This is a genomic window from Shewanella sp. HL-SH5 (assembly GCF_051163755.1).
Taxonomy (GTDB): domain Bacteria; phylum Pseudomonadota; class Gammaproteobacteria; order Enterobacterales; family Shewanellaceae; genus Shewanella; species Shewanella glacialimarina.
Map to the genome: position 1 here is coordinate 2566092 of NZ_CP195038.1, position 17091 is coordinate 2583182.

Here is a 17091-nt window from a genome sequence, read left to right on the forward strand (position 1 = left end):
TAACAATAGGAATCTATGTTTAAGCTCATGTTTAAGTTTATTACTAATGTTAGGCACTTTAAAAACACACTTTGTTTATTGGCACTAATTTGCCTAAGCCCTACGGTATTAGCTGAAACAGCTGCTGAACCCACGCTGCGTATTGAGGTGCCTTTTATTGAGCTACATTCAGGTCCCAGCGCAGGCTATCCTGTGGTGTCGGTGATCGAAAAAAATGAACTGGTCACTTTACTAATAAAACGCACCACCTGGATAAAAGTCAAAAATAAACGCGGTATTGAAGGCTGGTTCCATGAAGATGCCTTGCTCGGCCTATCTAAAGATGGCCAAGCTATTACCCAAAACCAAATCAGCCAGCAAGATGTGATAAACCGTGATTTTGAAGCGGGCGTTATGTACGGTGATTTAGAAGGAGCTAACTTTTATAATATCTATGGCGGCTATGCCTTTACTCCCGTATTCAGTGTTGAGTTATCGGCAGGTAAAGCATTGGGGAGCATTTCAGACAGTGACGTTTTTGAAATAATGCTGGTGAGTCAGCCGTTACCCGACCTTATTGTTATTCCTTACATTGGTGTAGGCGCAGGCCTGATTAGCACTAAACCCCACAGCGTTATTGCCGATTCAGAAGCACGCGAAAGCACTCTGATGAGTGGCGCTGTCGGCATTAAGTATCACATAGCACGTAACTTTTTAGTTCGGGCTGAATATAAACTCTCGTTAGCGTTAACAGACCGAGATGAAAATGAAGAGATCCAAACATGGAAAATAGGATTCAGCGTGTTTTTTTAATGCCGTTATTAACCGTCAGCGCGCTGACCTTAGGCCTAATAACGGCAAGCACACCGACTTTTGCTGCAGAAGCAGAGGTGAGCTCGACCGTTGCGGTTAAAGCCGACGTGGAACGTCGCGACGTAGTAGAAGATTTACTTGATACTGAAAATTTTGAAGTCGGTATTCAAGGTGGGATCATGTCGATTGAAGACTTTGAATCTAGCCCTTGGATAAATGCACATGTGGGTTATCACATCAGTGAGCATTTTTATGTCAAAGCCAACTATGCACAAGCCAAAGCCGGTGAAACCAGTTTTGAAAAGCTAGCTAACGCTGCACCATTATTAACCGATGCAGAGCGCGAGTTAACCTATTATGGTTTAAATATTGGCTATACCCTCCTTCCTGGGGAGATATTTTTTAGCAAGGACATGGTATTTAACAGTGCTTTCTCATTCGAATTAGGTGGCGGTAGCACTGAATTTGCCGGTGATGAACAGTTCACGGTTAATTTAACCGCAAATTATCGGGTGTTTCTAACAGACTGGTTAGCATGGAACTTAAGCATGAGTGATTACCTGTTTAATACCGAAGTGACCGGAGGGTCTAAAACAACCCATAATTTAACCTTCGCTACCGGTGTTGCATTTTATTTTTAACTCGTAAATCATCAGTTCAATTTATAAAGAACAGCTAATAAAAATAAAAAAGGATTATCGAATGTTGTTGAACAAACTGGGATGTAAAAGCCTGCTGACCGCGTTGGCACTATTAATGTCCATTAACGCCCAAGCCTTAACAGTAGGCGACGCAGCACCTGATTTCACCTTGAAGAATATGCAAGGCAACAACCTCAATTTGGCCGAGCAACGCGGTGAAATCATTTTAATTAACTTTTGGGCATCCTGGTGTGGACCGTGCCGAAAAGAAATGCCGGTGCTGCAAAAACTACAAGACAAGTATCAAGATTTAGGTGTGCAAGTCTGGGGCATTAACGTTGAGCAAGAAAACCAAGCAGGCAAAGACTTCTTAGCCGATTTGGATTTAAGCTTTTCAATCTTTTTTGATGAAACCAATGCCTTATCAAAAAGCTACCAAGTAGAAGCGATGCCGACCACAGTGATGATTGATCGCGACGGTAAAGTGCGTCATATCTTTCGCGGCTATAAAGACGGTTATGAAAAAAAATACGCCGATGCGATTAAAAAGCTGATCAGAGAATAAATCGATGAACATTAAACGCATAACTGACCGACTCTCTGCGAGTAAGCGTCTAAACACAGTGATATCAGCCGCAGCTGTTCTTGGGTTACTCAGTTTAAGTGGCTGTTCAAGCTTAAACATTGAGCCCTGGGTTAAACCCTATGAAAGGCAAAACCTAGCGGATCCCATTATGCGTTTAAACCGCCATCCTAGTGCAAGTATGCACATGGCGCACGTGTTAGAGGGCCGCGAATCGGCCCGCGGCGCAGAAGGCACGGGAGGAGGAGGTTGTGGTTGTAACTAATCGATTAAATCCGTTATTACGCAAAAGCTTAGTTCTATTACTGAGCCTAGTTGGCTTTGTATCACATGCCGCCATTATTGACCCTGATAGAGTCGATGTGCTCTACCACAGTTATGAAGGGGGTGGGATGAAAATTGACGGTCCCTCTATTTTACTGCGAAAAAAAGCCTCTGAGTCTGTTGCGGTTACCGCCTATTACTACCTTGACAGTATTTCATCAGCCTCTGTGGATGTGATCAGTACCGCCAGCCCTTATACAGAAGAGCGTAATGAAGGCCAATTAGGCATTGAGTATCTTCACGATAAAACCATGATGTCGTTTAACATACGTCAAAGTGATGAAGATGATTATTTAGCCCAATCCTTTAGTGTCAATGTGTCGCAAGATACCTTTGGTGACTTAACTAATCTTAATATGGGCTTATCATTTGGCGATAACGAAATTCGACGCAACGGCGATGAATTATTTGAAGAGCAAAGCCAGCAATATCGTATTCGCGCAGGCATTAGCCAAATTATTACCCGCAATCTAACCACCAGTTTAAATGTCGAAGCCATTGCCGACAGCGGTTACCTTAACAACCCTTACCGAACAGTGCGATATGTGGACAGCAGCATTCCATCTGGTGTGGGCTATCAAGCCGAGGTTTACCCCGAAACTCGCAACTCCTTTGCCGCAAAGTTAACGGCCAGTTACTTTTTACCCTATCGCGCAGCGCTGTTTGCGCATTACCGCCACTTTACTGACAGTTGGGAAATTCAAGCCAGTGATGTTGAGTTAGGTTATCGCCATCCCATTGGTGATGATCTCGAGCTGGAATTAAAAGTACGCTATTACCAACAAACCCAAGCTGAATTTTATAGCGACTTATTTCCCTATCGTGATGCGCAAAACTATATGGCACGCGACAAAGAACTGAGCGACTTTAGCGATATCACTTATGGATTAGGGGTAACCTACTTTTTACCCGCCTCATTATCCTTTGGTGAAACACGCTCTGAGGCTTCATTACAATGGGATTATATTGATTTTAATTATCAAAACTTTAGAGATCCAACCGCAGATGGCGGCGTAGGAAATGAGCCGTTTTACGGTTTTTCAGCCAATGTTATACGCGCTTTTGTCAGTGTCTATTTTTAGCGCTTGCGGTATTCGCAAAGTCGACCAGACATACACTATTGTAATTAACAATTTCGCTCAGTAAGCATATTGCATGTTAAGCGTCCCTATTAATCAAACGGAATTGCCAAGGCTTTTTGATATGACTCAATCTCACTTTTATCGTGTCGCGTTAACTCGCTTTTTTAGCGTATGTTTACTGGTTATAGTAATGGCAACACTGGCCACACAAGCCAATGCTGAAGAGTCGACCATAGCCACAGAACTTGAAAATATAAAAAGCCAAGTGCTTAAGCTCAACCGTGATTTATTTATTTTAGAAGAAGATTTACTGTTTCCCGCCAGCACTCAAATAGCGGTATTTGTGTCTGTCGATGTTGGCCGTTTTATGACCCTCGACAGTGTGGAACTGAAAATTAATGATGATAACGTCTCCGGCACCTTATATACCGAGCGCCAACGCAAAGCCTTAGAACAAGGTGGTATTCAACGGGTATATTTAGGCAACCTTAAAATGGGCAAACATCAGTTAACGGCTATTTTCACTGGTATCGATACTGAAGGCCGAACGGTGCAACGTGCTGTTAACCATAACTTTGAAAAAACCGACGAAACCATAATGATTGAACTAAAACTAGAAGATAACCAGTCTAACTATCGCGCGGATGTCAAAGTAGAGCAATGGGTGTTGTAGTTGAAGTTTTTAGTAGGAATTTTATAACATGGTTTTTGTAAAAGAGGTTTCGCTATATGGACTTTACAACCAACAATGACTTTTAAACTAATGTTTTCAAAAAAAAATCTTAATGTGTCGGTCCATTTTTTTAGCTTGTCTGCGATAAAGTGTGCATGTGTCATGAGCTTTCTGTTGTTAACGCAGGTTTGCATGGCACAAAGTGATCTAGCCTCGCCCTTGTCTGTCCAGTCAACTAAAGACAAATTAGAAGATAAACTATACCGCCAAGCACTGTATTTTTACTTTGCCGGTGATTACGCTGCTGCGCTAAGACAAATTAGTTTAAATGAGCAACGCCATCAGCTCATATCATTAAGAAGTGATTTATTCGAAGCCGGTTTGCAAATCAATATAGGCCTTCACAGTCAAGCTGCTGCAACCCTATTGTCTTTTGAACAGAACCAGAATAATAGCCATCAGCGCAAATCAAATGATGAAAACGCACAACAAAAAACTAAATCATCAACCTCTCCTGCGGAGCTATTACTGATTGCCTTGTTACAGCTTAGTGAACAACAAGTTGAGCAAGGCGATAATCAAGCAGCACAGCAAACTCTTGCCAAAATACAGATTGTACAAGCTGAATATGTCAACCAATACCAAGTATTAAATCAACTGGCATATTGGCCTAATGCACCGTTAATGTCGGCAAAACTGGCCGCCCCAGGCAAAGATGAATCAGTCTCGCAAAGCTTATCGGGTGCTTATATCGCCCTCAATAATTCGCTGCAATATATGCAGCAAAATGAATTCCAATTAGCTGAGCCCATTTTAAGTCAATTAAAAAATCAGACCTGGTTGTCCGCGCAGCAAACTTTTTGGCAACTGCTGTTCAATCCATTTTCAAGTGATCAATATGACAGCCTTGATAGCCAGGGCAATGTTATCAATGATAAACGGCGCCAACAGCAGGCGGTTAACGATTACGCTAAATTATTACTGGCACAAATGTATGTTATGCAGCAGCAATATGATGCCGCATTTAAAGAATTGGCTGACTTTCCTCAGAACAGCCCTTACTCAGAGTCAGCACTGTATTTATTTGCTTTTGCAGCACAAAATGTCGGCGAATATGACACCGCATTTAATTTACTCGATTTAGTTCAGCAACAATATCCATACTCTCATCTGGGTTGGCAAGCTGCGCTATTAAGTGCCGCACAAGTCACCCAGCAACAAACGCTTGAACAAGGTATGGCACGTTATCAACAAGCCGAGCAATTGTATTTAGATCAAATCGCCGACTTAGCCACCTTTAAACAGACATTCTTAGCTGCAAGTGATGTCGCCAATTTTAGTTTAAGCCATAAAAAAACCAATTTAATTGGTAGCCCACAGGTCAACTCAGATGACAATTCACTTGAATTATTAACCCCGCCCTCGTTTACTACTCAATCAATGTGGTTAAAGAAAGCCCTACTAGACGCGTTTTTAGCGACAGATTATCAAACCGTATTAACCCTCGATTTATTAAATGCCAATTTAAGAAGTCAGCGCAGCAAAAGTGATTGGTTAAAACAGACATTAGCGTTAAATAAGCAACGTCAACGCAGCGTGATTGAAAGACAACAGCAAACGCCTTATGCCGCATTAATTACACAGTTGAAGCAGCAAAAGCAAAGTGTAGCTAACATTATAACCGCTGCAGAAAATCAGCAAAATGGCCGAGCATTTGCTACCCAACTCGAGCAACAATGGTTACAGCGTATTGAGCAAAGCCAACTCAGCATTAATAAGTTGTCTGGCCAACGCGATATGAGCGATTATCAGCAGCGACTCACTAAAGTATCTGGGGTATTACACTGGCAATTACAGCGGAACTTTGCCGACAGACTATGGCAACACCAAAAAAGCCTGCAACAACTCGATCAGCAACTCAATGCGCTTGAGGCGCAATCACAGCGATTTAATGCATTGTCTGCTTCGCAACGGGTTTACTCTGATTTTGATAGTCGTCAACAAATGAATGAAGCAGAAATTAACAAGTTAACCCTAGCTATTAAGCAGCTGCGTCTTAAAACCAGTGATGACATTCGTCAAAAAGTGACTGTATTTGTGGATCAACAACAGCAACAGTTAAAAAGGTTATTACTCACCACTCGTCATGAAATGGCGGCAATATTAGAACAAATGGCACAAGCTGACACCTTGCCGATGCAGAGAGCTCAATAATGTCGATTCATCACGTCAGTTCTAAAACAACCTACAGCACTAATGTCAGCGTCGCGATGTTGTTTATCGCTGGTGTTATGCTTGCTGGTTGTAGCAATACATCAGATGAACAACCGAGCAATATTAACCGCCCGACCCTGACTGATCTCGCTAAAAAACGCACCGCATCGTCAGTTGAGCCAATAGCGATGAGCAAAGCGGAGCGCAGCAGAAAACTGGCACAAATATATCAACAGCTATTATCAATTGAACCTGATCCTGAAATTAGAACTCACGTTGAATATCGCCTAGTACAAATTAATACCGAGTCATTTGAAACACAGTCTTATGGCGGTGATGATGACGGTTTAATTGAACCAAATCAAAATGTGCAAGCTGAAGATGCTGCGGTATTGGCACAGTTAAAACAAGACGATATTGCCCTGCAGAAACTGATCACAGATTACCAGGATTTATTGCAGCGCTACCCAAATCGACCTGAAAATGAACATCTACAATACCAGCTAGCCAAAGCACTCGACTTGCAAGGCCAACTGAAACCTAGCTTAGTTGAAATGGAGTCATTGCTGCGCAGTTACCCACAAACTCAATACCTTGCTGAGCTAAACTTTAGACGCGGTGAGATTTACTATAATCTGCAAAATTACCCTGCGGCGATTCAAGCTTATTACCAGGTGTTACAAGCTGACAATAACCAAAAATACAAAATAAACAGCCTGTATATGTCCGGGTGGTCTCAATTCAAACTCAATAGACTGCCTGAAGCAGACAAGGCTTTTTTAAAAGTGTTTGAAGCCATTGTGGCAGCAGATGAAAACCAACATAAACTCGTTCCAGACAACTTCTCTTTTGATAAGCTTGGCCAGCGGGCACAAAATTTAGCTATCGATACCCAAAGGGTACTCAGCATTTCATTAAGTCAGCAAGGTCAGTCTGAGTCACTGGTTCAACTGGTTAAAAGCAATGGTTCTTTACCTAACCTGGCCCTCTATCAACATGTGTTATTTGATAATTTAGCGCAGTTTTTGCTGAAAAAAGAACTGACCCATGATGCAGAGCTAACCTATAAAGCCTACATTGATTTAGCCAAAGACAACATTTGGTCAACCCGCTTCTCTTTGTCTTTACTGGACTTATATCAAAGCCAGGGCAAGTTTGCTTCAATGCATGAACTCAAAGAACAGTTTGTTAATCAATATGGCTTAAACAGTGGTTTTTGGGCTGCGGCTTCACCCGCGCAGCAAACTGAACTGCTGCCTAACTTATTATCATTTAGTGATGAGCACAGTCGCCGCACTTATGCCTACGCGCAATCTTTGCAAGGCAATGCGCGCGTGGGGGCATTTTCACAAGCCGCTATCGCGTTAAAAGTGTATTTAAATCATGCATCATTGCCGCAAGCGTCGGCACTATTGACCAAAGATATCGTTACTGACCAATACCTTTTTGCCGATGCCAATTTTGAAGCAAAGCAATATCAGCAAGCATTAAATAGTTATCAACAAATTGCATATCCTGCTGATACGCTAAAGAATACTGCGAAACCACCACAGACTGCCGAACTAGCCAAAATTCAATTACAATCGGCATATGCAACCACCATTACCATTCGTGAAATACTCAAGGCCTATCCACATGATACCCAGGCAGACAACCCTGAGTATCAGGCATTAATGCAAAAACGTAATCAATTAGATAAAGACTTTATTCGCCACTACCCGCAGGATGAACGCGCCCTGCAAATTGCTACTAATGCCGCTCAGTATTCATTTGAGGCTCAGGATTATGTGGCTTTAACACAATTCACCAATTTTGTATTACTGACCCACGGGGTGATTAACCAAAACAGTCAACAACAAGCTGTTTATCTAAACATTAACAATGCGAACCAGCTATCGCCAAGTGCATTAAAACAAGTGCAACTTGTTAGCCAACTCTACGCTAATAGCTTATATCAACAAGCGCTTTATGCACCAGCTGAACAAGGTTACTTACTGGCATTAGAATACGCTGACAGGAAAGCTACCGCCCGGCTGGAAATGCGCAACCTCTTAGCCTCTTGTATTTATTTTCAAGCTCAAGCACTAAAGCTAACCCAACCAGATTTAGCTGTTGCGCAACTGCTGCGAGTTGGCCTGGTTGTGCCTGAATCAACTTATGCAGTGAATGCGGAATTTGATGCGGCTAATTTATTGCTTGAGCAACAACGCTGGCAAGAAGCCGTGGTGGTGTTAAAACCCTTTAAACTCCGCTATCCAAATCATCAATTTAGCGCTGCCATACCGGCTAAATTGGCTCAGTCCTTTGAGGCGTTAGGCCAATGGGAATTAGCCGCTGAACAACTACTCATTATTGTTGATAATGAAGACTCTCTATCGTTAAAGCGTGAAGCGCAGTACACAGCAGCCGAGTATTACCTTAAAGCAGATAATACGGCCAAAGCACTGACTACCTTTAGACGTTACGCGAAAACTTACCCAGAGCCCTTTGATGTGGCGCAGGAAGCTCGCTTCAAAATGAGTGAGTTTTATCGGGCTAACGGCGAGCAAACTAAACAGTTTTATTGGTTTAAACAAATATTAAGTTTTCATCAAAAACAAGCACAGTCATCGCCACAAGACATTCAAATGCGTCAAGTTGAACTAGCTTCTTTATCTGCTTTGGGTTTAGGTGAGGCGGAGCAACAAACTTTTATGACTATTAAGCTTAATGTGCCATTGCAGAAAAGCTTAAAGCGTAAGCAAGACGCGATGAAAAAAGCCATTGGTTATTATCAACAGGTATTAGATTTCCAATTGGCTAAGTATGTTCCCCATACTACTTTTAACTTGGCTGAAATGTACCGTCAATTGGCCCAAGATATGATGCAGTCGCAACGCCCAGCAGATTTAGATGAGCTGGCATTAGAAGAATACGATATTTTACTGGAAGAGTTAGCCTATCCATTTGAAGAAAAAGCCATTGAGATACATGTCAGTAATACTGAGCGGGCTTGGCAAAATATTTATGACCAATGGGTCGGTAAAAGCTTCAATAAACTTGCAGAAATCGCCCCGGCGCTTTATCAAAAACAAGAATTAACCCACGAGGTGATCGATGCAGTTCATTAATCAAACTAGGGCATCCACATCAAATATACCTAAGAAATTAGTGGTTATAGTCGTCATGATTATTGGGCTGCAAAGCTGCGCATCAGCGCCAGATTCTGTTAGCAGTAACACTGACAAGGGCTCATTAGGCAGTTTAGGTAAAGACATTGTTGCCATGGTAGACATGCAGTCATCAAGGGGAAATGATAGCAACAGTAATAGCATTTCCAATAGCACACAAAATCGCTACCTTGAGCAAGCCGACATAAAGTTAGCCAATGTGCCTAAAAGTGTCATCAGCCAATATCAGCAGGCGATTGAATTGATGCGCCGCCAACAGTGGCAAGCCGCTGATAATCTATTTGATAACGTCATTGCTGCACAGCCACAATTATCAGGCGCTTATGTCAATAAAGCGCTCAGTGCATTGCAGCAAGACAATATTGCTGCAGCAAATTCACTATTGGATAAAGCCATACGGGTTAACACAGATAACCCTTACGCCCATCAAATTAAGGCTGGCTTACTGCGTAACCAGGGCCAGTATGAACAAGCTGAACAGCATTACCGTAACGCACTGGCTATTTGGCCTCGATACCCTGAAGCACAAGTCAATTTAGCCATTTTACTTGAGTTATATCGTGGCCAGTATGCAGAGGCTAGACAATACTATTTAGCTTATTTGGCCAATCAACCTGATAACCAACAAGCCAAACGTTGGTTAGCCGGTGTTGAGATTAAAATGCAGCGCGCAGGACTGACAATACCTGCACAAACACCAAAAGATACAGAACAATATGTTCCACAGTCAAAGGAAGCAGAATAATGAAACATGTACTTTTATTGCTGCTTTTACTATGGATAATGTCTTTCTCTGCTAGCGCGATGGCGATTGACGAAATCGGCACCAATGCTCAAACCACGGCAACAAAACCAGAGATTGCCAAAGCCGCGGAATCAAAGCGCGCTGAGCCAACACAAAAAACAACCGCTGCCAGAGCCAACAAGCCAGTATTAATTGAAAGTAGGGTCACTGGCTCGCAAGAACAACCCAAGGTGCTTTACATCATGCCGTGGCAAGGAATAACCAATCCAATTAGTGTAGATAATAACGACATGAAATTTGCCCTACCCCAGTTTAAACCGATACATCCTAAAGTTTTTCAGCAGCAAATAAGAGATTTTTCTGCGCCAATAGGAACCGTTGAACAATAGCACTTCGGATAGCCAAAATGCGTTTTAGTGACGGAGTAATAAATCAGCAAATTAAAAAATAAATTTGAATAACAAACCACAAACAACCGAGTATCAAGCATAAACCAGCCAAAGTAAGTCCTACTTATTTGGTCATAATAAATAAAAAACCGAACAAATGCCGCCACAAATGCACGAGTTCACTTTACAATAACAAGGAATATCACATGAATTTCATGGACCATATAATCGCTTTTTTACAAAATGGCGGCCCGTTTATTTACCCGATTGCATTAGTATTAGTGGTAGGGTTAGCGATCACTATCGAACGCTGGTTATATTTAAGCTCGGCTCATCGCACTAATCAAAAAGCGTTTTCTTTGATTAAAAATGCATTAAAAACCGGTGATATCGCCTCAATTAGTCAACATGCTCAAAACCATAAAGCGCCAGTATTTGACGTATTGCAGTCAGGCATCGCCCGTATTTCAAGTGCCAGTCGCCGTGAAGATGTTGAATATGCCATGGAAGAAACTGTGATGGAATACATGTTGCGCCTTGAAAAACGCACTCCATTTATCGCCACCTTAGCGAACATTGCTACCCTGCTAGGTCTACTGGGTACCATTATGGGTTTAATTGCTGCATTCTCGGCCGTAGCCAGCGCAGACCCAGCAGAAAAAGCTAACTTACTCTCACAAAGTATTTCGGTTGCGATGAACACTACCGCATTTGGGTTGATAACGGCTATTCCATTAATTCTATTCCACTCTAGTCTGCAAACTAAAACAGCGACTATCGTTGATTCCATCGAAATGGCGGGGATCAAATTATTGAACTCACTGTCATTTAATAAGCAAACGGATAACAACCGAGGCTAATGATATGAGACGCCGTCGTCGCCACAATGCCCAAGATGCAGAACTAGACATCACATCATTTATGAATTTAATGATTGTGTTAGTGCCTGTGCTACTGCTGAGTTTGGTGTTTTCTCAAGTGCGTATTTTGAATTTGCAGCTACCTGTATTATCTGAAGCAGAGCAAGCACAAGATGATCAAGAACCCAAAATATTAGAACTGGTAATAACACCAAAACGCTTCGAACTTAACTACCCTGCCGGCATGCTGCTTAAACGCTTCGACATTGCCGAACAAGGATATGACTTTGCTGCGTTATCGATTTATTTGCAGGACTTAAAACTGACCTTTCAGCAACAAGAAATTGATAAGAATGACATTGTACTATTGCTAGACCCTGCGGTGGATTATCAAACCATCGTATCGGCAATGGATACTGTGCGTTCATATAAAGCCGTTGTTGTGGCAAATTTAGTTGATGCGGAATTGTTCCCGATGATCTCATTAGGTGATGCACCTAAAGAAACCGACTCTGCCGAGCCTGTGACTGCGCAGCCTCAAGGAGAGCAGCCATGATGAAACAATCACCCAGAGCGAAACGTATTGCCAAGCATCACAAACGCTTTAATTCCGGCGGTAAGCTAAACCTTGTCGCGCTAATGGATATTTTCACCATTTTGGTTTTTTTCTTAATTGTGAATCAATCTGAAGTACGTGTGCTGCAAAGCGTAGATAAAATTAAGCTGCCGGTGTCTATCGCAGAAGAATTACCAGTAGAAAATCTGGTCATTACAGTGCTTGAAGATACCGTGCTAGTGCAGGAACGGGCAATTTGGCAGAAAGCTGCTGATGGCATTGGCTTAACTGAACAAGAAAATCCGTTGTTTATCGAAGCACTGACCAAAGAGCTTAATTACCAAGCCAGCAAACGGCTAGAGCTAACCGAAACAGAGCAAGAAAAAGGTCGTGCAGTCACTATTATTGGAGATGCTTCAACCCCTTATGTGGTGCTGAAGCAAATTATGTCGGCCTGTGCAGATACAGGTTATCGTAATATGTCTTTGGCAGTAGAGCAGCAAGCCAAAAAAGCAAATGGTGAGGGCTAATATGACAGCAAGCTCATCGAATGCAAGCCTCGCAGATAAAGGCAATCTGAATAGCCACATGAATGATGATTTCAATGATTTAGGTGACTTATTTAAACCCAGTCGCCAGGATAAACTATTTAAACTGATTTTATCGCTACTGTTGGTGGTCTACCTGATTTTCGGGATCATTGTGCCTTTTCTTGAACAGGTAGAAATTCCCCGTGAAATAAAAGAGCAAGTACCGCCACAATTGGCGAAAATAATGCTCAAAGAAAAACAACTTCCACCACCGGAAAAACCAAAGGAATTACCGCCGGAACCTGAGCCGCCTAAAGAGGAAATTAAAGATCAACCACTTGAGAATGCGCCAGAAGAACCCATCTTAAAGCCAATAGTGCAGCCAACAGTAATCACACCGAAAACCAGCCGTGAAGTGGCCAAAGAAAAAGCCAAAACCTCAGGGTTAGCGGCCATGAAAGATGAGTTATTCTCAATGCGAGAAGCGTTTGATGTCAAACCAACCGCGCAAAGTACGCTTGAGAAAACCACCGCACAAGAGGTAAAAGTTAAACGTGAAATGCTAGCAGGCGCCGCCAATAAGCAAAGTGATAACTTATCCACCTCAACCATCAGTAAACCTGTTGCGTCCGGTGCATTAAGTGCTAATAGCACTCAGCAAATTCGTTTAGCTGAAGAAGAGGTTTTAGCATCTCAAGGCGCTATTGCAGAAAAAGCCAGCCAAGCGTCCACAGGAGGGCAACGTTCAGAAGCAGTACTTCGCCGCACCTTAGAAGCGAATAAAGCCCGACTTTATGCGCTTTACAATCGTGCTTTAAGAAAGGATCCTTTCTTAAAGGGCAAAGTGATGTTTGAGATTGTTATCCAACCTAACGGCAGTATTAGTCGAGTAGATATTAAATCAAGCGAGTTGAATAACGCTAAGTTAGAACGCCAATTAACCTTGGTATTGCGCTCAATATCCTTCCCTGCGGAAGATGTTGCGGTTATGACCACCATTTGGGCAATTGATTTTTTACCGAGTTAGCGGGTTATTAAACAAGTAACAAAGTAAAAAAGCAGTTAATGAGTCCACCTCACTAGCTGCTTTTTTATTTGTCGTTGAATTCAAATATGGGTCATTAATCATAGGCTTTTAATGACTCAACGTAACAGCAAGATGCTGGAGTAAGGGTGCTGACCGGGGCGTATCCCTATAATGCCAAAATAACAGGCTTAAAATTGTTTGTTAAAATTTTGAGATACTAAAAAGAAAAAACTGCTTTAAGTCCTAGTTTATTTGCTTAGTTGGACGCGGCTTCGCGCGGCCTATCCTTAGGTATTTAGCTAATACTCAACTGTTCAAATTTTACATTTTGCTCTAGCTGAGATGTACTAAAATAATCACCCAAGTTATTGGTAAGACGATTAAGCAAGTTTTTACCATAATCAAGTTTATTAATTTCACATGCTTGAGCACTTAACTTAATATAATTTTGTAGAGAGTTTCGGTATTGATTAGCTACAATCCAAAGGTGTTTTGTATTACTCTCAATTGCCTGTTTGATAGATAATAATTCAAGTTCAGCCTATACAATTTTTGATGATGGCATAGCCTTAATAAACAAACGTGACCAGTTTTAAAAATTCTGTATCGCACTCAACTTTCTCCAGAGAGTGGAATTTCAAACTAGAATTTTCAATTTCTCTATAACTATTCTCAATAATTCCTTCTAATTCGGATAGCTTATTTAAGCTAACAAGTGTCATAGCATTTTCTATTGATGCCACGCAAACAAGTTTGTTGGCGAAAGCCATTTGAACTAAAGGCTAGAAGTAGTATCAATCTCATAGAAGTGCACAAGATTATGAAAGCTTACTATAAATATCATTTAGTATTAGTTAAACATAAAAAAGGTTCACCCTAATTATAGGTGAACCTTTTTTCTTACTTAGCTTACTTAGCTTATCTTAGCTTACTTAGCTTACTTAGCTTACTTAGCTTACTTAGCTTACTTAGCTTACTTAGCTTACTTAGCTTACTTAGCTTACTTAGCTTACTTAGCTTACTTAGCTTACTTAGCGATAGTGCCTGGCAGCAACTCAAATGCCATAGAGAAGTTAACTACTGAAGACATTAACTCATCTATCGCCTTGCGGTCACCGTCAATTTTAACTTTACCAGCCTTAATTTTGTCATCAAAACTTTTCGCGCCCATCATCACATCGTTTAATTCAGCACGATCAATGGTAAGGGTCAAGTCAGCTTTGTCAGAATGAATACCTTGGATATTGGTTAGTGCAGAGTTACTTAACTCGACAAGGTATTTTTCATCATTATCTGGGGTAACCAAATTAATAATATAGTGTTTACCTGCTGATTTTTCAGTATCAAGACGCACACCAAGAAAATCAAGCCATAATCCGGTAGACATACCTTTGATCATATCTGGACCAGTCGTCTTTGGAGAGCTACCTGTAGGCATGCCATTACGAAGCTCATAGGCTGCGGCAAGAAAGCTGTTTCGAACACTCGGGCTTTCTTTTTGATAACCAATTTGTTCAAACACATCGGCTAGTAAATCTTTTGCCTGTTGGTTCTTAGGTTCTGCATAGACTAACTTGTTAAGAATTTCAGTTGCATGAAAATACTTACCTTGGTCAAACAACTGCTTTCCTTTAGTGATAATCTTTGCGCTGCCGCCCATCATCTCAACATATAAAGGTGCAGAATCTTCAGGTGACAAAGGCATTAAGGTTGCAGGGTTTGCATCCCAATAACCTAAATAACGATTCAATACTGCGCGGCTATTGTGCTCTTCAGAACCATGATAGCTGTGTGCAGACCATTGTTGACGTAAGCTTTCTGGAAGCTTATAAACATTATGAATTTGATTAATTGTCACACCCTGGTTGGCCAAATGTAGCACTTGGTTATTTAGGTGGGCATAGGTATCACGTTGAGTTCGCATTATTTCTTGAATACGCTCGTTACCCCAACGAGGCCAAGAGTGTGAAGCAAACATAACTTCGGCATCTTGTCCAAATTTATACAAAGAGACGTTAATTTGCTTAGACCATTCCAATGCATCACGTACTAATGCGCCACGTAATGTATAAATATTGTGGATAGTACCAGTAATATTTTCTGCAGCCCAAAACGCTTTCATATCTGGGAACCAAGTGTTCATTTCTGCAGGGGCTTCTGTACCTGGCGTGCTTTGGAACACCATCTTAACGCCATCAATTGTCATATCAGTGAAATCTTGCTTAATAGTCACGTTAGGCTCAATTAAGCCTAAATTACCCGCAGCAGTATTTTTACCGATAGACTGATCGACGTGTCCATAAGGACTGCGCGGTAGCAATACACCATATTGGAAGAACATACGGCGAGTCATCGCATTTCCCGCCATCACGTTTTCAGCAATCGCATGATGCATGAAACCCTCAGGGGCTATGATTTTAACCTTACCACTCTTTACATCTTCTTCATTCACAACACCACGCACACCACCAAAATGATCTCCATGAGAATGCGAATATACAACGGCGACAACTGGGCGCTCACCCAATTGCTCATTAATAAATTTCAGCGCTGCAGCAGCGGTTTCTTTAGCTGTTAACGGGTCAAATACAATCCAGCCTGTATCACCTTTAATAAAACTAATATTTGCTAAGTCATAACCACGGACTTGGTATATTTTGCCTGGAAGCACTTCATACAAACCATAAGCCATATTTAATACAGCTTGACGTTGTAACGATGGATTGATTGTATCGAAGGTTTTACCTTCATCAAGTAGCCAGTCGTAGCTGCCCATATCCCAAGCAACGTTGCCGGCTTCAGCCATAATTTGCTTATAATCAGGTGCAGCAATAAAGCCTTTTTTAGCTTCCTCAAAATCGCGTTTATCTTCAAATGGAAGTGTTTTACGTAATCCATTTTGCAAGTCTATGGTGAATTTAGAAGGCGCTTTACCTTTTTCATCAAAATGCTTAGTAGGGTCACTTTTTATAACGTCTCCGCCACCAGCAGCCATAACAGACGATACGGATAAACCCATTACCGCTGATGCAACTATTACATTAATTAGCTTTCTATTCATAAAAACACTTCCTTAAAAATTAAAGTTAAATTTCCATTTTGATTGATTTGATTGATTTGATTGATTTGATTGATTTGATTGATTTGATTGATTTGATTGATTTGATTGATTTGATTGATTTGTTACGAAAGTAAGTCAAAAAGATCGATTGATTTTCGCAAGTTAAACAGTATCAATACTTTACTTCGGCGAAAAGACGCATCCAAGCAACTTATTTATAACATATCAGTGCGGTTTTTAGCGGGGTAAAATAGACTTGTTGAAATAAAAAACAATACTTGAAAACAGAAGTAGTGACAAAAAGTCTTAAGCCGTCAAAGGTTAAGGCTGTTTAATGACGTAAAGTGCTCAATTTAATGTTGGGTGGAAATGATTAATAAGTCGAGTTTGCTAGGTCTAACCATCTTCAATTACCATTCAGAGCAGGTGAATAAAGCGTGGTTT

The 17091-nt window shown here is 41.3% G+C and carries 15 protein-coding genes; 14 read left to right on the plus strand and 1 reads right to left on the minus strand.

Going from position 1 to position 17091, the window contains the following annotated elements; all coding sequences use genetic code 11:
- Positions 1-27 precede the first annotated feature (27 nt).
- The 14 genes from ACRWQM_RS11215 (at position 28) to ACRWQM_RS11280 (ending at position 13586) form a co-directional block, all read left to right on the plus strand.
- On the plus strand, positions 28-792 hold the full coding sequence (locus tag ACRWQM_RS11215) for an outer membrane beta-barrel protein (protein WP_434930042.1): 765 nt from the start codon (positions 28-30) through the stop codon (positions 790-792).
- Positions 762-1433, plus strand: coding sequence for an outer membrane beta-barrel domain-containing protein (locus ACRWQM_RS11220; protein ID WP_434930043.1), 672 nt, complete (start codon positions 762-764; stop codon positions 1431-1433). The genes ACRWQM_RS11215 and ACRWQM_RS11220 overlap by 31 nt, the downstream gene beginning before the upstream one ends.
- A gap of 61 nt (positions 1434-1494) precedes the next feature.
- Positions 1495-1998: a TlpA family protein disulfide reductase gene (locus ACRWQM_RS11225; protein WP_434928852.1), complete on the plus strand. Its 504-nt coding sequence runs from the start codon at positions 1495-1497 to the stop codon at positions 1996-1998.
- A gap of 4 nt (positions 1999-2002) precedes the next feature.
- Complete coding sequence (locus tag ACRWQM_RS11230; RefSeq protein WP_434928851.1) at positions 2003-2281, plus strand: DUF4266 domain-containing protein; 279 nt, start codon at positions 2003-2005, stop codon at positions 2279-2281.
- Positions 2268-3422, plus strand: a complete 1155-nt coding sequence (locus ACRWQM_RS11235) for a DUF3570 domain-containing protein (protein WP_434930044.1) — start codon at positions 2268-2270, stop codon at positions 3420-3422. The genes ACRWQM_RS11230 and ACRWQM_RS11235 overlap by 14 nt, the downstream gene beginning before the upstream one ends.
- 121 nt (positions 3423-3543) lie before the next feature.
- The gene (locus ACRWQM_RS11240; protein WP_434930046.1) at positions 3544-4095 is read left to right on the plus strand and encodes an AraC family transcriptional regulator; all 552 of its coding nucleotides are present in this window, start codon (positions 3544-3546) and stop codon (positions 4093-4095) included.
- A 192-nt stretch (positions 4096-4287) separates the two neighbouring features.
- Positions 4288-6309 (plus strand): tetratricopeptide repeat protein, encoded by a 2022-nt coding sequence (locus ACRWQM_RS11245; RefSeq protein WP_434930047.1) that lies wholly within the window; start codon positions 4288-4290, stop codon positions 6307-6309.
- Positions 6309-9419, plus strand: a complete 3111-nt coding sequence (locus tag ACRWQM_RS11250) for a tetratricopeptide repeat protein (protein ID WP_434930048.1) — start codon at positions 6309-6311, stop codon at positions 9417-9419. Before ACRWQM_RS11245 ends, ACRWQM_RS11250 begins: the two co-directional genes overlap by 1 nt.
- The gene (locus ACRWQM_RS11255) at positions 9406-10224 is read left to right on the plus strand and encodes a tetratricopeptide repeat protein (RefSeq protein ID WP_434930049.1); all 819 of its coding nucleotides are present in this window, start codon (positions 9406-9408) and stop codon (positions 10222-10224) included. Before ACRWQM_RS11250 ends, ACRWQM_RS11255 begins: the two co-directional genes overlap by 14 nt.
- Entirely contained in the window at positions 10224-10613 is a 390-nt protein-coding gene (locus ACRWQM_RS11260; protein WP_434930050.1) for a hypothetical protein, read from the plus strand. The genes ACRWQM_RS11255 and ACRWQM_RS11260 overlap by 1 nt, the downstream gene beginning before the upstream one ends.
- Positions 10614-10819: 206 nt before the next feature.
- The gene (locus ACRWQM_RS11265; protein ID WP_434928843.1) at positions 10820-11473 is read left to right on the plus strand and encodes a MotA/TolQ/ExbB proton channel family protein; all 654 of its coding nucleotides are present in this window, start codon (positions 10820-10822) and stop codon (positions 11471-11473) included.
- Between the two features lie 4 nt (positions 11474-11477).
- On the plus strand, positions 11478-12029 hold the full coding sequence (locus ACRWQM_RS11270) for a biopolymer transporter ExbD (RefSeq protein ID WP_434930051.1): 552 nt from the start codon (positions 11478-11480) through the stop codon (positions 12027-12029).
- Positions 12026-12559, plus strand: coding sequence for an ExbD/TolR family protein (locus tag ACRWQM_RS11275; protein WP_434928841.1), 534 nt, complete (start codon positions 12026-12028; stop codon positions 12557-12559). The genes ACRWQM_RS11270 and ACRWQM_RS11275 overlap by 4 nt, the downstream gene beginning before the upstream one ends.
- Before the next feature lies 1 nt (position 12560).
- Entirely contained in the window at positions 12561-13586 is a 1026-nt protein-coding gene (locus tag ACRWQM_RS11280; RefSeq protein ID WP_434930053.1) for an AgmX/PglI C-terminal domain-containing protein, read from the plus strand.
- Between the two features lie 1027 nt (positions 13587-14613).
- Here the strand turns inward: ACRWQM_RS11280 and ACRWQM_RS11285 are convergent.
- Complete coding sequence (locus tag ACRWQM_RS11285) at positions 14614-16647, minus strand: alkyl/aryl-sulfatase (RefSeq protein WP_434930055.1); 2034 nt, start codon at positions 16645-16647, stop codon at positions 14614-14616.
- Positions 16648-17091: the final 444 nt, after the last annotated feature.

Excerpts from the sequence above, each read along its gene's own strand:
- ACRWQM_RS11215 (WP_434930042.1), top strand. The coding sequence starts at position 28 with ATGTTTAAGTTTATTACTAATGTTAGGCACTTTAAAAACACACTTTGT.
- ACRWQM_RS11220 (WP_434930043.1), top strand. The coding sequence starts at position 762 with ATGGAAAATAGGATTCAGCGTGTTTTTTTAATGCCGTTATTAACCGTC.
- ACRWQM_RS11225 (WP_434928852.1), top strand. The coding sequence starts at position 1,495 with ATGTTGTTGAACAAACTGGGATGTAAAAGCCTGCTGACCGCGTTGGCA.
- ACRWQM_RS11230 (WP_434928851.1), top strand. The coding sequence starts at position 2,003 with ATGAACATTAAACGCATAACTGACCGACTCTCTGCGAGTAAGCGTCTA.
- ACRWQM_RS11240 (WP_434930046.1), top strand. The coding sequence starts at position 3,544 with ATGACTCAATCTCACTTTTATCGTGTCGCGTTAACTCGCTTTTTTAGC.
- ACRWQM_RS11245 (WP_434930047.1), top strand. The coding sequence starts at position 4,288 with ATGGCACAAAGTGATCTAGCCTCGCCCTTGTCTGTCCAGTCAACTAAA.
- ACRWQM_RS11250 (WP_434930048.1), top strand. The coding sequence starts at position 6,309 with ATGTCGATTCATCACGTCAGTTCTAAAACAACCTACAGCACTAATGTC.
- ACRWQM_RS11255 (WP_434930049.1), top strand. The coding sequence starts at position 9,406 with ATGCAGTTCATTAATCAAACTAGGGCATCCACATCAAATATACCTAAG.
- ACRWQM_RS11260 (WP_434930050.1), top strand. The coding sequence starts at position 10,224 with ATGAAACATGTACTTTTATTGCTGCTTTTACTATGGATAATGTCTTTC.
- ACRWQM_RS11265 (WP_434928843.1), top strand. The coding sequence starts at position 10,820 with ATGAATTTCATGGACCATATAATCGCTTTTTTACAAAATGGCGGCCCG.
- ACRWQM_RS11270 (WP_434930051.1), top strand. The coding sequence starts at position 11,478 with ATGAGACGCCGTCGTCGCCACAATGCCCAAGATGCAGAACTAGACATC.
- ACRWQM_RS11275 (WP_434928841.1), top strand. The coding sequence starts at position 12,026 with ATGATGAAACAATCACCCAGAGCGAAACGTATTGCCAAGCATCACAAA.
- ACRWQM_RS11280 (WP_434930053.1), top strand. The coding sequence starts at position 12,561 with ATGACAGCAAGCTCATCGAATGCAAGCCTCGCAGATAAAGGCAATCTG.
- ACRWQM_RS11285 (WP_434930055.1), bottom strand. The coding sequence starts at position 16,647 with ATGAATAGAAAGCTAATTAATGTAATAGTTGCATCAGCGGTAATGGGT.